Source organism: Phenylobacterium sp. (assembly GCF_022402485.1).
Lineage (GTDB): Bacteria > Pseudomonadota > Alphaproteobacteria > Caulobacterales > Caulobacteraceae > Phenylobacterium.
On record NZ_JAKRSA010000012.1, the window covers coordinates 152,555 to 166,085 of the forward strand.

At 62.7% G+C, this 13,531-nt stretch carries 11 protein-coding genes; 5 read left to right on the forward strand and 6 right to left on the reverse strand.

The window, feature by feature from the left end; genetic code table 11:
- The first annotated feature begins 128 nt into the window (after positions 1 to 128).
- Positions 129 to 1,673, forward strand: a complete 1,545-nt coding sequence (locus MH112_RS04505) for a long-chain-fatty-acid--CoA ligase (RefSeq protein WP_296564458.1) — start codon at positions 129 to 131, stop codon at positions 1,671 to 1,673.
- Between the two features lie 24 nt (positions 1,674 to 1,697).
- Here the strand turns inward: MH112_RS04505 and MH112_RS04510 are convergent, their stop codons facing one another.
- From MH112_RS04510 to MH112_RS04520, 3 genes are all read right to left on the reverse strand, one after another.
- Complete coding sequence (locus MH112_RS04510) at positions 1,698 to 2,357, reverse strand: TetR/AcrR family transcriptional regulator (protein WP_296564461.1); 660 nt, start codon at positions 2,355 to 2,357, stop codon at positions 1,698 to 1,700.
- A 388-nt stretch (positions 2,358 to 2,745) separates the two neighbouring features.
- The gene (locus MH112_RS04515; protein ID WP_296564464.1) at positions 2,746 to 3,918 is read right to left on the reverse strand and encodes an acetyl-CoA C-acyltransferase; all 1,173 of its coding nucleotides are present in this window, start codon (positions 3,916 to 3,918) and stop codon (positions 2,746 to 2,748) included.
- Between the two features lie 96 nt (positions 3,919 to 4,014).
- Positions 4,015 to 5,061: an enoyl-CoA hydratase-related protein gene (locus tag MH112_RS04520; RefSeq protein WP_296564467.1), complete on the reverse strand. Its 1,047-nt coding sequence runs from the start codon at positions 5,059 to 5,061 to the stop codon at positions 4,015 to 4,017.
- On the opposite strand from MH112_RS04520, the gene MH112_RS04525 reads away from it, so the two are divergent.
- Entirely contained in the window at positions 5,048 to 5,485 is a 438-nt protein-coding gene (locus MH112_RS04525; protein ID WP_296564468.1) for a DUF1330 domain-containing protein, read from the forward strand. The two genes, MH112_RS04520 and MH112_RS04525, sit on opposite strands and share 14 nt — an antisense overlap.
- A gap of 22 nt (positions 5,486 to 5,507) precedes the next feature.
- Here the strand turns inward: MH112_RS04525 and MH112_RS04530 are convergent, their stop codons facing one another.
- Positions 5,508 to 6,317, reverse strand: a complete 810-nt coding sequence (locus MH112_RS04530) for an enoyl-CoA hydratase (RefSeq protein ID WP_296564471.1) — start codon at positions 6,315 to 6,317, stop codon at positions 5,508 to 5,510.
- A gap of 528 nt (positions 6,318 to 6,845) precedes the next feature.
- On the opposite strand from MH112_RS04530, the gene MH112_RS04535 reads away from it, so the two are divergent.
- From MH112_RS04535 to MH112_RS04545, 3 genes are all read left to right on the forward strand, one after another.
- Complete coding sequence (locus tag MH112_RS04535) at positions 6,846 to 7,508, forward strand: TetR/AcrR family transcriptional regulator (RefSeq protein ID WP_296564474.1); 663 nt, start codon at positions 6,846 to 6,848, stop codon at positions 7,506 to 7,508.
- Positions 7,509 to 7,731: 223 nt separating this feature from the next.
- Positions 7,732 to 9,948 carry a TonB-dependent receptor gene (locus tag MH112_RS04540; protein ID WP_296564477.1) on the forward strand — a complete coding sequence of 739 codons (2,217 nt, stop codon included), beginning with the start codon at positions 7,732 to 7,734 and terminating at the stop codon, positions 9,946 to 9,948.
- Positions 9,949 to 10,052: 104 nt separating this feature from the next.
- Positions 10,053 to 11,030 carry a nitronate monooxygenase family protein gene (locus tag MH112_RS04545; protein WP_296564480.1) on the forward strand — a complete coding sequence of 326 codons (978 nt, stop codon included), beginning with the start codon at positions 10,053 to 10,055 and terminating at the stop codon, positions 11,028 to 11,030.
- Between the two features lie 447 nt (positions 11,031 to 11,477).
- Here MH112_RS04545 and MH112_RS04550 read toward each other — a convergent pair.
- Positions 11,478 to 12,226, reverse strand: a protein-coding gene (locus MH112_RS04550; RefSeq protein ID WP_296564483.1) for an IS5 family transposase whose coding sequence is annotated in 2 segments (ribosomal slippage) — positions 11,478 to 11,887 and positions 11,887 to 12,226 — 750 coding nt in all. Because the reading frame shifts where the segments join, the coding sequence is not laid out codon by codon here.
- A gap of 100 nt (positions 12,227 to 12,326) precedes the next feature.
- Positions 12,327 to 13,370, reverse strand: coding sequence for a glutathione S-transferase N-terminal domain-containing protein (locus MH112_RS04555; RefSeq protein ID WP_296564486.1), 1,044 nt, complete (start codon positions 13,368 to 13,370; stop codon positions 12,327 to 12,329).
- Between the last annotated feature and the right edge of the window lie 161 nt (positions 13,371 to 13,531).

Genomic DNA, 13,531 nt, shown 5'->3' on the forward strand with positions numbered 1-13,531 from the left:
TCACCTGGCGGTCAGGAAGGCTCCACCAAACCCATACCTCGCGGATCGTCAGGCGAATTCTCTTGACCGGAATAATTATTTCGGTTCGCATACGCGGCAGCGAACAACGAAAAGCAAGAAGAAACCTAATGGCCCAGGCTCAACTGTTCTCTGATGTCATCCGCACCCAGGCCTTGGAACGCCCCGAAAGCGTCGCCGCGACGTGCAACGGACTAAACCTCACCTATGGCGAACTGGACAACCGCGCGAACCGGGTGGCCCGGGGCCTCATCGCCGCGGGCTGTCGTCCCGACGCCCGTGTGGCGATCCTGTCGAAGAACTCCAACGAATATATCGAGATCCTTGGCGGCGCTTTGAAGGCGCGGGCGGTCCTCCTCGCGCTCAACTGGCGTCTGGCCGCATCGGAGCTGCGCTACATCCTGGACCATGGCGAGGCGCAGTTTCTGTTCGTCGAAGCCGAGTTCGCGGACCTTGCCGGGCAGGCCGCCGATGTCCTGCGGGAACCGGGCCAGGTGATCCTGATCGGCACAGGACAGGAGTACGAGAGCTGGCGCGACTCCCAGTCGAACGAGGATCCTCGGCTTGGAGGCGCTCTGTCTGACATCTTTGTGCAGATGTACACCAGCGGCACCACCGGACTGCCAAAGGGCGTTCAACTGACCCATGCCAGCTATGCGGCATCATTCGCGGCGATGGATGCCCTGGACTGGAACAGGACTGGTCCCGAGGACACGATTTTCGCTCCGGCGCCGTTCTTCCATGTGAACGGTCTCAATGGAATCCTGCGCTCGCTCCAGTCTGGAAGCCGGCTGTTGAGCGTCGATCAGTTCCGCCCGGCAGAGGTGGTTGCACTCTTCGAGAGCGAGCGGGTCACGCGGGGGGGCATGGCGCCGGCCATGGTGCAGATGTGCCTGGAAGTTCCCGGGATCGCTGAGCGGGACTTTTCAGCGCTCCGGCTGATCATGTACGGGGGCTCGCCCATCAGCGAGACCGTCATGAAGAAGGCGCGCGACGTGTTTGGCTGCGACTTCGCCCAGGCATACGGCATGACCGAGACATCCGGTGCCCTGACGATGCTAACCCCCGCCGACCACCGGGATGACAGCCGCCTCCTGGCCTGTGGCCGCCCGCTTCTGGGCATAGAACTGAAGGTGGTGCGCCCCGACGGAAGCACCTGTGACACGCGCGAGGTGGGCGAGGTCGTGACCCGGGGGGCAATGCTGACCCCCGGCTATTGGAAGGACTCCAAGGCGACCGCGGAGACTATTCGCGACGGCTGGCTTCACACTGGCGACGCAGGCTATTTCAACGAGGACGGCTATCTCCACATCCATGACCGGGTGAAGGAAATGATCGTCTCCGGAGGTGAGAACGTCTATCCGGCCGAGGTCGAGAATGCGCTCGCCAAGGATCCGGATATCTCTGATGTGGCGGTGATCGGGGTGCCTGACGAGAAATGGGGCGAGGCTGTCAAGGCGATCGTCGTGCTGCGACCAGGTGCCGCCGCCGATGGCCCTGCGATCATCGCCCGGGCGCGAACCCACATCGCCGGCTACAAGGTCCCAAAGAGCATCGACTTCATCGACGTGATTCCTCGGAACCCCTCCGGCAAGATCCTCCGGCGCGACCTTCGCAAGCCTTACTGGGCGGACCGCACCCGCGCCGTGAACTGAGCCAGGATACTATGGTCCGTCCAGTCAGGATTCCTTGGGTAGCTCCAGATAGTTCATCATCAGCCGGGTGAGCTGATCGATGAGGCCCGGGTCGGTGATCGGGCCCGGCGCCTCGCCATGCAGCATCCTTTGGATCAGGACCGCCGACACCGACTGCAATGCGAATTTGCAAAGGGCTTCCGCATCGCCGAGGGGCGCAGCGTCCCGTGACCGAAGGAAGGCCGCGAGCCCGCGCGCTGCGTAGACGTCAGCATCGGCCAGGGCGGCGAAGTACGGTGCCCCGACCCCTTCCAGGCTGCGCTGGAAGAGCGCGCGAAAGAACCCGGGGTGCCGTTCAATCTGGCGCGCCGTGTTCATCACCAGCGTCCGCAGCACTTCTGAGACCGGCGCCGTCTTCCAAGCCGGCATCGAAAAGAAGCGGTCGATATTCTCTCGTCCGCGCAGCGCGAACTGAGTCTGCAGGGCGCGGAACAGCGCCTCCTTGTCGCGAAACCGGCGATAGAAACTGCCGATGGAGCAACCGGCTAACACCGAGATATCGCTGACCCTCGCCGCATCGTAACCGTGTTGCGCAAAGACCTGTTCACCGGCTTGCATCAGCCGGGCCTGCGCGTCCCGACTCCGGGCCTGGTTAGCCGGGAAAACGCCATCGATTTCCTCAAGGTTCAAGCTGATCCGTTCCAAGGCGAGTCCCGTTCTCGCCGCTCAAGTGACGATCCGCGAGCAGCGTGTAGGTGAATTGCCACATGAACCTCGAAAGACAAACAGTTGTTGGAGTCCTGGACGGCCGTGGCGCGCGATCCCGTCGAAGGCGCTGATTCTCGCGACTATCCTGCCTTGGAGCGGGGAAAGCATGACGTCTGAGCCCGGCAAGACCTTAGCTCGCCCCGGCCCGGATCGGCGCCTTCACGTCAGCAGAACGGCAATCGCCAGGACGAACCCTGGCGGTCCAACAACCACAAGGACCGTTTCCAAACAAGCACTTGGCGATCTCGCGGAAAAGCAGCGACGCAGCGAAGGCTGCCGGCGCCGCCGGCTTGGAACCCAGCGGCGCCCCAGGCGTGGAGACCTGTCAGCTATAGATTTCGAACAGGCCCGCCCCGCCCTGGCCGCCGCCGATGCACATGGTCACGACACCCCATTTGGCCTTGCGCAGACGGCCTTCCTGCAGGATGTGGCCGGTGAGCCGCGCACCGGTCATGCCGAAGGGGTGCCCGATGGCGATCGAGCCGCCATTCACATTATACTTCTCCGGATCAATGCCCATTCGGTCACGGCTGTAGAGACACTGACTGGCGAAAGCCTCGTTCAACTCCCAAAGGTCGATGTCATCTACCGTCAGCCCCTGGCGCTTTAGCAGCTTCGGGATCGCAAACACTGGACCAATCCCCATCTCGTCCGGCTCGCAACCTGCGACGGCCCACGAGACGAAGCGGCCCAGGGGCTCGAGGCCTCGGCGTTCGGCTTCCTTGGCCTCCATGAGGACGACCGCCGCCGCACCGTCCGACAGCTGGCTCGCATTGCCTGCGGTTACAGACTTTCCGGAGCCCTTCACCGGGTCCAGCTTCTGGAGGCCCTCAAGCGTCGTGTCGGGGCGGTTGCACTCATCGCGCGAGACCGTGTAGGCGACCACGGATTCCGCCTTGGTATCCCTGTCCACTACCCGCATCTGGGTGGGCATGGGGACGATTTCGTCCCGAAACTTGTCGGCCTGTTGGGCGGCCGCCATGCGGCGCTGTGATTCTAACGAAAACGCATCCTGGGCCTCGCGGCTCACCTTGTAGCGTTCCGCCACGATGTCCGCCGTGTCGATCATCGCCATGAAGATGTCGGGCGCGCGGCGGATCAGGTCGGGGTCGATGGCTTCCTTCGGCATGCCTCCGCCGGGAATGGAGATGCTCTCGACGCCACCCGCGACGACACAGTCGGCGCCATCTCCGCGGATGTGATTGGCGGCCATGGCGATGGTCTGCAGGCCCGAGGAGCAGAACCGGTTTACCGTCACCCCGGCCGTTGTCACCGGCATGCCCGCCAGCAGCGCGACCTGGCGCCCGATATTGGCGGCACCATGGGCATTGTTGCCCATGTAGCAGTCCTCGACAAAGTCCGGCTCGACGCCTGAGCGCGCAACGGCATGCTTCACTGCATGGGCGCCCATAGACATTGGCGGCGTGATGTTGAATCCGCCTCGGCCGGACTTGGCCAGGCCGGTGCGGGCGTAGGAGACGATGACGGCTTCGCGCATGAAGAGATTCCTTCGTTGTGAATGAGCGTTGGACGCCGGATTCGAGGGCGGCCTCGGCGGTAGGGTCGAACCTCCGCCACTCGGGGGCGGCGTCGCCTAGCGGCCGGTGAACACCGGAGGCCGCTTGGCCAGGTAACTTCCAACACCCTCCTTGAAATCTTCGGTTTGGGTGCACCGCCCCTGTTCGAGGTCAGCCGCCGCGAACGCAGCGTCGTATCCATTGTCGGCGGCCGTCCAAATCTGGGCCTTCATCGCCGCGAGGGCCCGAGGCGCCGCATTGGCGGCGATGGCGCGGGCGTAGACATCCACATGGGTCATCAGTCGATCATCTTCGACCACCTCATTGACCAGCCCGATGCGCTCGGCCTCAGCCGCATCGACCCGCCGCGCCGTGTAGAGAAGATCGGCGGCCCGGGCGATCCCGATCAGCCGCGGCAACAACCAACCCATGCCCTTCTCCGCCGGAACGCCCAGGCGGGCGAATGTCGCGTTGAACACGGCCGAGCGCGCCGCGAAGCGAATGTCGCAGTGCAGGGCCAGGATGAAACCCCAGCCAAACGCCGGTCCGTTGATGGCCGCGATGGTTGGCTTTCGGCAGGTGATCAATCCGTTCCACCCGCGGGTGAAGTCGTGGCCAAGAGCGGGACCAACGTCATCGCCCCAATGGGGCTGCGGCGCATTATTGGTCCGGGCCGCTGCTGTCCTGTCCGCCGATAGGTTGGAGCCCCCTTCCGACGCCGCAGCGCTGATGGCGCCCAGGTCCAACCCGGCTGAGAAACCGCGCCCTGCGCCGGTAATGACAATAACGCGGACATCCGGATCGGCGCCCCACTGCGCGATGATCGCGAAGAAGTCCTCTAGCATAGCAGGGGTCAGCGCGTTCAGCTTCTCCGGCCGATTGAACGTCAGCGTCGCCACGCCGTCGGCGATCACGGTGAGGAGCTTAGGTTCGTCGTCCATGTAGGGCCCCTTTGGACAGTCTTCCGCCCGCCTGTCCCCATCGGTCAGTTTGGGGTTCAAACGACAATACAGATTGCCAATGATGATGTGAATGATTATTCCGCTTTTGGTGTCAAAACGCGCGCCAGACTCTTGAAGCGCCGGCTGTTCGATCCTGGAAGGTGTAACGATGCAGGTGATCAACGCGGTGCAACCCGGCGGCGACCAAGCCAATGACTTCTTCAGCACGCCCGACGATGGCCCATTCGTGATGGTCAACCTGCTGAAGTTCAAGCCGTTCGCAGAGTACGCGGACGGTTCGGACGCCCACATCACCGGGGCCGAGGCCTATGCGCGCTACACGGCTGAAGTCCGCAAGCTCCTGGTCTCGTTCGGGGGTCGCCCACGGTTCTCTGGCACCGTGACGGGGATCCTGCTGGGCGAGGTAGGCGAGCTCTGGGACATGATCGCCCTGGCGGAATACCCCTCTCTGGCCGCCATGAGCGAGATGATGCGGTGCCCCGAAATGCAGGCCATTTCCCACCACCGCCGCGCCGGGCTCGCCGGTCAGCTGAACATCCGGACTCGGCCCCACGCCGATCATGAAGTTGTGACGGACGCCCCCTAGCGTCCGTCACAACGACGCCGGATCAGCGGCCTTGAAACACAGGCGAGCGCTTCTCGACGAAGGCCTTTGACGCGGCCTTGTGGTCTTCGGTCATCATGGTGCGGATCATGTGGATGGCTTCGGAGTCGAGCACTTCGGTCAGAGTGCCGTGGTCGGCCACATTAAGGTTCTTCTTCATGTGGCCGATGGCGATGGTCGGCAGGCTGGCCAGGCGTCGCGCCAGTTCGCCGGCGGCCTGGGCCAGTTCAGCGGCGGGGACCGCCCGATTGACGATTCCCAGCGCGGCCGCCTCGGCGCCGGTGATGACCTCGGCCATGAAGTAGAGCTCCCTGGCCTTGGCCGCGCCCACCAGATGGCTGAGGAAATAGCTGCCTCCATAGTCGCCCGACACGCCGACTTTCGCAAAGGCCGTGGTCAGCTTGGCCTCGCTCGCGGCGATGCGCAGGTCGCAGGCCAGCGCCATGGAGAATCCCGCGCCGGCTGCGGCGCCCGGGATCACCGCCAGCGTCGGTTTGGGCATTTCGTGCAGCAGCCGGCTGAGCTCCATGCCAGTGCGCAGGCCATGTAGTTTCTGCTCGAAACTCACCCCGCCGGCTCCGCCCGGCCCACCTGGACTGTCGGCGGCGAACCCCTTGACGTCGCCGCCAGCACAGAAGGCACCGCCCGAGCCGGTGAGCACTAAAGCCCTGACCTTTGGATCGGCGGCAATTCGCAGGGCAGCCTCCGACAGGGCTGCAAGCATTTCACCCGAGAGCGCATTGCGGGCGTCGGGCCGATTCATGGTCAAGGTGGCGACGCCATCCTCAATCGTCTCGAGCAAATGGTCGGTCATGGCATGAAGTCCCTTTGTGATCATGATTTCCGCTGTGCGGCTCGGCGTTGGGTCTCGCCCCGGCGACCCAGCTCAGCACGACGCATCGTACGCTTGCTGACGGCTCGCTTGGATTCGGAACCAGTATTCCCGTTCAAGAGATATTGTACGGCCCGATTGTCAAGCCGATCAGCGGGCAAGACCGAAAATTCGGGTTGCCTCCACTTCGGGTTGCCTCCACCATGTATCCCGAACGATTATTCCGCTTCAATTATGGACGCGGCGCGGTGACTGTCACTTGCCGTGAGGTTTCTGGCAGAGCGCCGGTGGTACGGCCGGGCGTCCCGATATTGGAGAAGATTCGGTGCGCCGCCTGAAGTCTCCGGTAGCGGCTCGAACGAAATACAGAACAAAACTGCCGCAAACGTGTACTTGGACTTCCGATCCGCGGTGAGTCCCCAGGGACAATCCGCAGGCGTTCGGCCATCATCGGCCGGGGCCACTCGGTTGTCCAAGGAACGTTGAGCAAAGTCGTACAACGAAGAGCAGATGGTCGATCCTAGCACCTCAGACATCGACGGACTTGATGGCGTCTACCCTGCCAGGCAGGCGCGAAGCCGAATGGCCCGAGAGCGGCTGCTCGTTGCCGGAAACGCCGTCTTCGCGAGCAAGGGTTATGACGACACCCATGTGACGGAGATCGCCAGCGCGGCCGGATATTCGATCGGCACATTCTATGCGCGGTTCCGCGACAAGGATGCGCTGTTCGCCGCGCTGCAGCACCGCTTCACTCGTCGCGGCCGCGCAAACATCGAGAAGTTTTTTGACCTGAAGCGATGGGATGACGCTCCACCAGCGGAGGTCATAGAAGCCTATATCGAAGGCACCCTCAGGGTGCTGGCACGGCACTCGGGCTTCTTCCGGGCGCTCTACCAGAGAAGTTTGGTCGGCGACGAGACGGTCCATTGGCCCGAACTAAGAGCCGGGACTCAATTCGCTGCCTTGAAGATCGCCGAACTCATCCGGCGCAAAGCGCCTGAAGCGGACCGCCCCGACCTGAACGCGCTATGTGTTTTTTGCCTGCGCACATCAGAAGGAATGCTCATCCACCGCATTCTGAATTGGGAGATCAATGAGGAGTTTACGCAAGATTATATCGTAAAGACCCTCACGCTCATGATCGCTTCCACTCTTAACATTCGCACGGTCTGAGGCCCAGGCGAATCTTCCCACTGATTGGGCTTTAAAAGGCCCGGCGGCCGTGGCATTATCGGAACCAAGAATCTCATTCGCATTTTATGCAAATAGAGGGGCGGTTTCGATGACATTGAATTGTACCTGCAAAAGTGCATTGGCTTTAGGGAGCGTCATCACCGCTCTGAATTGGGGGTCACCGGCTCTCGCGCAGACGACAGGAGTCGAGCTCGAAGAATTAGTGGTCACCGCCCAGAAACGGGTCGAGAACGTTCAGGACGTGCCAATTTCCATCGTGGCGGTTAGCGGTGCCGAGATTGATCGGGCACATATCCAGAACTTTTCGCAGTTGACCTCCGTTGTTCCGAGCCTGCAGTTCAGCACCTCGAACAACTTCCGGAACGCGACGATCTCACTGCGAGGCATCGGCCAGTCGGGCGCTAATCCCGGTATCGAGTCCAGCGTCGGCGTCTTCATCGATGGCGCCTATGTGCCAGGGTCCAGCGCCCTGATTGCAGACCTGACGGACATCCAGTCGGTAGAGGTGCTGAGCGGCCCGCAGGGTACGCTTTATGGCCGCAACACGCCTCTGGGCGCGGTCAATATCGTCACGCGCGAACCGCAGGTCGATCTGGAAGCCATGTTGACCGCAGGCTACGGCAACTACGATCAGACGTCCGTGAAGGGCTATGTGGGCGGGGCGCTGGCGACCAATGTGGCCTCGCGCGCCTCGTTCTGGGCCCGCGATCGAAGTGGCTTTGCCTACAACCTTGCGACCGGGAAACACGTCAATGACTTCGCGGGCGCAGGCGGACGCCTCCGCACAGTCTGGAAGCCCTCTGACGCCCTCAAGCTCGACCTCGCGACCTACTACTCCAACGTATCGGCCAATGACGGGGTCTCCGATGTCATCGACGCGGCGGGACCCACTGGGGTGGCGACGCCCGGCTACCTCGCGGCGACGGCGGCGCTGGGATATACGTTTCAGAACTACGGAAACCGCGACTTCGTCGTCCAGACCCAGGATCTAACCAACTCCAAGGCGATCGCGTATGGTTCCAGTCTGACCGTAAACTACGCGTTCGGTAACGGCTACACGCTGACCGCGATCACCGCGGGTGACTACAACAAGGGCGGCGGAAATCCCTACGCCAACGCGGCGTTGCCTCAGAAAATCCTGATCCTTACGGAGCAGGGGATCATCAAGTCCTCAAGCCAGGAGCTGCGCCTAGCCTCACCGGCGGGCCGCCGGCTAGAATACATCGCGGGACTTTACGCCTATCGCCAGACCTATGACTTTAACTCGACGGTGACGATCGGTCCCGATGCCAATCGATTGTTGCCGCTGCCGGCTGCGGCGGGCGGGCCGACCCGGTTCAAGGCCGGCGACACGGAAGTTACCAACGTCAAACTGAACACCGAAAGTGAAGCGGTGTTCGGAACAGCCTGGTTCAATCTCACCGACACCTGGAAGATCCAGGCGGGGGCGCGCTATGTGTGGGAGCACAAGGACGGCACCATCTTCCATGTGAACCTTCCCGGCGCCAACGCCGCCTTCCGGGCAGCCTTTGGTCCGAATCCGGTCGGACCAGTCTCGCGCACAGAGAACAATTTCACCTGGCTGTTGAGCACTCAATACAAGATCACACCCGACATCATGGTCTTCGCCACCGTCTCGACCGGCTGGAAATCCGGGGGGTTCAACGCCCGACTGACCCCCGTCGGCGTGCCCGTGGAGTTCGAATCCGAATCCTCGACCGACTATGCGGTGGGGATCAAATCCGAACTGTTCGACCGCCGGTTCCGGCTCAATGTGACGGCCTTCGACATCGAGTTGAAGAACTTCCAGTCCTCGATCCTGAACCCTGTAACCCGCTCCGGGTTCATCACCGGAAACGCCGGTGCCCGCGAAACCCGGGGCGTCGAGGCCGACTTCGTAGCGGTCCTTTCGGAACATGTGCGGCTGAACGGCGGCATCACCTATCTGGCGGCCGAATACACCGACTATGCCAACGGTCCTTGCTACAGCGGAAGACCGTCGGACGGTGCCGCGCCCGGAACCTGCACCTTCAACGGTCTGCGGCCCGACAGGTCACCGAAGGTCAAGCTGAACATTGCGGCGAACTACGTCACCCCGATCAGCGACCATCTGTCGTTGGACGCCCGTTTGGAAGTGCAGCACACCAGCTCGCAGACCTATGATGCGGCTCTGGACCCCAACACCCGGGAACCGGCGGTCACCCTGCTGAACGGCAACATCGCCCTCAAGCCAAAGGAGGGGCGCTGGGCGTTGGGTCTGTGGGCTCGGAATCTTACCGACGAGCACCACTTCCAGTTCATTAGCGCCACCCCAGCAACCACGCTTGTGAGCACCGGTGGGGTAGCTGGCGGACGAGGCTACAGCGGCTACTATGCCGAGCCTCGCACCTATGGCGTCGAGCTGACGATCCGCTACTAGCCGCCCGACCTGGGCTCCGAACATCCAAACCCTTGATACCGGCGACCCCCGCGGGCCGCCGGCCACTTGACCCCACGCGGGTCGCAACTCACGGACTAGCAAGTATGATCAAGACACGCATCACCGAGATGTTCGGCGTGGAGACTCCCCTCGTGATGGGTGGGATGACCGGGGTGAGCTATGCGCCCCTGGTGGCGGCGGTGGCGGAGGCGGGGGCTCTGGGGTTCCTGGTGGCACACCTTTACCCCACGGCTGAGGCGCTGATGGAAGCGATCCAGCAGATTCGTGACAAGACCGACAAGCCGTTCGGGGTGAACCTGACCATCCTGCCGTCGCTGAACCCGATCCCCTATGATGAGTATCGCCGGGCGATCATCGAGAGCGGGGTGAAGATCGTGGAGACCGCCGGGCGCAACCCGGTGGCCCACATGCCGGACTTCAAGGAGGCTGGGGTCAAGGTGATCCACAAATGCACCTCGGTGCGTCATGCAGTGACCGCCGCCGCCCTGGGCGTGGACGTGATCAGCATCGATGGCTTTGAGTGCGCCGGTCACCCCGGTGAGGACGACATCGGCCTGGTGGTGCTGCTGCCGGCCACGGTGGACAAGCTGGACATTCCGGTGATCGCCTCCGGCGGCATGGCCGATGGCCGCAGCCTAGTGGCGGCCCTGGCCCTGGGCGCCGAGGGGGTCAACATGGGCACACGGTTCATGGCCACCCGCGAGGCGGAGATCCATGAGAATGTGAAGAAGAAGATCGTCGAGAACACTGAACGCGACACCATCCTCACCAACCGCACCTTGCAGAATACAGCCCGCGTGGCGCGAAACGCTGTGTCGAAGGAGGTCGTCGAGATTCAACGCGACCCCACAAAGACTATCGAGGACGTGCGCCATCTGGTCGCGGGTATCCGCGGGCGCACAAACGTCATGCAGGCCGGCGACATGGATGGCGGCATTTGGACCGTTGGTCAGAGCCAGGGGCTGATCCACGACATTCCCACGTGCGCCGAACTGGTGCGCAACATCATGGCCCAGGCCGAAGATGTCTTGGCCTACAACGCCGCCCGACGCGTGGCGTGAGGGCCGACCGAATCAGGTCGAGGAACTCCAGAATCGCTGCGATAAACGCGACGCTTGCCGAAGGGGCAGATAATCGGTGTCGGCACCGGGGCACCCTGCTGCTCGCTGCGACCGCGGCCGTAACGGCCGTGGCCCAGGCCCCCACCCCGCCTACCTTCGGTCCCGACAAGGTCGGACCGCCCGTAGATATCGCTATGTAGCTGAACGAGGAGGTTCACTTCAAAGGGGTCAAAGAAGTCAAGGCGATCATCGCGACGAAGTCCGGCACAAGCATTGAGCCCGCCGGGACCGTCGCCTTCGGGCGCCAGCAGATCGCCGGCTACAAGCTGCCTAAGACGGTAGACTTCGTCGATGCGATCGCGCTCAACGCCTCGGGAAAAATCCTGCGCCGCGATCCGCGCAAGGCCTTTTGAGAAGACCGCGAAAGCTAGGCTCAGGACTCATTGGTCATAGCCAGAAGATGACGGTTGCGGCGATGGCGGGCATGAAGGTTTGGGCGCATCGGTCGTAGCGGGTGTGGATACGTCGCCAGTCCTTGAGCCTGCCGAACATGTTCTCGATCCTGTGGCGCTGGCGACAGAGGGTCCAGTCGTGATCGGTGTGGACCTTTCGGTTGGCCTTTGACGGGATGCACGAGGTGATGCCCCGCTGGATCAGCGCGGCCCGGAACCAGTCGGCGTCGTAGCCCCGGTCGCCCAGCATGGCCTTGGCTTTGGGCAGGGCGTCGATCATCAGGGCGGCCCCCTTGTAGTCACTCATCTGCCCATCGGAGAGCAACAGGACCAGCAGACGCCCGTGGCCGTCGCACACGGCGTGGAGCTTGGAGTTCAGCCCGCCCTTGGTGCGCCCGATACGTCGGGCAACAGCCCCTTTATGAGCAGACTAGCCGCCGTCTGATGGGCCTTCAGGTGGGTGGCGTCGATCATCAATCGCTCGGGCCGAGGCCCCTTGGCCGACAGTTCAGCGAAGATCCGGTTGAACACGCCCAAACGGCTCCAGCGGATGAACCGGCTGTAGATCGTCTTCTGCGGCCCGTAATCCCTCGGCGCATCACGCCAGCGCAAGCCGCTGCGGATCACGAAGATGATGCCACTCAGCACTCGCTTCTCGTCCAACCGTGGATTGCCGTGCGACTGGGGGAAACACGGCTCTATCCGCCGCGTCCGCTTATCCGTCAGCCAGAACAGATCACTCATGACAGGCTCTCCGCCACAAGTGAATGAGATCGAATACGCCCTGCGTGTCCCTTTAGCGGGTCCTGAGCCTAGGAAGTGACAGCTTGAAGTGGTTTCTACTTCAAGCTGTCATGGGTGAGCCGAACAGCACCTCGCAACCTGTTCCGGCCAGGGCGGCGTCGGCCCGTTTGCGGTCTGCGGGCGCGAGGGCGGTATATTCTTGACGTAGCCACATCAGACATTTGGCCTGGTAGGTGAACGGCTGTTGCACCCACCTCTGGCCGTCGATCTCGGTGACTACTTCCGCTGCTCCCGCTTGCACCGCCTTCGCGTTGGCCAGCAGCAGGGGCGCATAGACCCGGCCCACTTCCTTGAGGATTGCGGTCAAGGTGGACGGCAGGGCGGTGATGTCGAACCAGTCGGCATCGGTGGGTTCGAGACCCGTCAAATCCTCCGCAGCGCTCGTCCAGGCGAAGACGCGGGGTGCCTTGACAGCTGTTATAGCCATGGGCGTTGGGTCGAACAGAGCTAGTTGGGTGAGTTGGCCCAGGCAGCCGAAGTCGCCGGCACCAGGCCGTTCGCCGAGCAGGAACCTGTGCACGGTCAGGTGCGCCTCCATGGCTTCCAGAAAACGCAGGTAGCTGGCTTCGATCAGCCCCCAGGTTGACTCGTTCGAGCCCACATAGCGCAGTCGCGGGATCTGCCGGCCGGAAATGGTTTCGCCCGCCTCCTTCAACGCCGCGTCGGGCATGAGCCCACGGGTCCACGCTGGCAGAATGGCTGCAGCGTGGGCGATATCATCAGCGTAGTGCCAGCGATAATGGAACATCGCCTTAGTCAGCCATTCGTCACCGTAGTCCTCCAGCAGCGCGTCCAGTAGGGCCAGAGCCGGGTCGGCGGGCCGCACCGATCGCCCAGCGAACATCTTCTCCAGGTGCCGGATGATCGGGGTGGAGTCGGTCATCGCCTGCAGTTGGCCCTCGGCATCGGGGAAGTAGAACGTGGGTAGCAAGCCCACCTTGGCTCGCGGCAGGCCCTGGACCTCATGCGAGGCCAGGATCAAACGATATGCGATCCGCCGGTAGCGGAGCACAGCCAGCATCTTGCGGGTGTAGGGCGAGCCCGGCACCCCGTGCAACGCCACCAGATCATGCACGACAGCCATCTCAACTCTCTCGCATTTTAATCATTGGAATTTAGTAGAACCGAAATTATAGTTCCTAATTCCACATTGGAATAGCTGAATCAAGCTAAATTTATACTCGCATTGGGGGTACCCGCCGCGCCTAAGGTTCGCCGCCGTCGTTCTTGGGCAGCCCCTCGCGA

Excerpts from the sequence above, each read along its gene's own strand:
- MH112_RS04505 (WP_296564458.1), top strand. The coding sequence starts at position 129 with ATGGCCCAGGCTCAACTGTTCTCTGATGTCATCCGCACCCAGGCCTTG.
- MH112_RS04515 (WP_296564464.1), bottom strand. The coding sequence starts at position 3,918 with ATGCGCGAAGCCGTCATCGTCTCCTACGCCCGCACCGGCCTGGCCAAG.
- MH112_RS04525 (WP_296564468.1), top strand. The coding sequence starts at position 5,048 with ATGCAGGTGATCAACGCGGTGCAACCCGGCGGCGACCAAGCCAATGAC.
- MH112_RS04530 (WP_296564471.1), bottom strand. The coding sequence starts at position 6,317 with ATGACCGACCATTTGCTCGAGACGATTGAGGATGGCGTCGCCACCTTG.
- MH112_RS04535 (WP_296564474.1), top strand. The coding sequence starts at position 6,846 with ATGGTCGATCCTAGCACCTCAGACATCGACGGACTTGATGGCGTCTAC.
- MH112_RS04545 (WP_296564480.1), top strand. The coding sequence starts at position 10,053 with ATGATCAAGACACGCATCACCGAGATGTTCGGCGTGGAGACTCCCCTC.
- MH112_RS04555 (WP_296564486.1), bottom strand. The coding sequence starts at position 13,370 with ATGGCTGTCGTGCATGATCTGGTGGCGTTGCACGGGGTGCCGGGCTCG.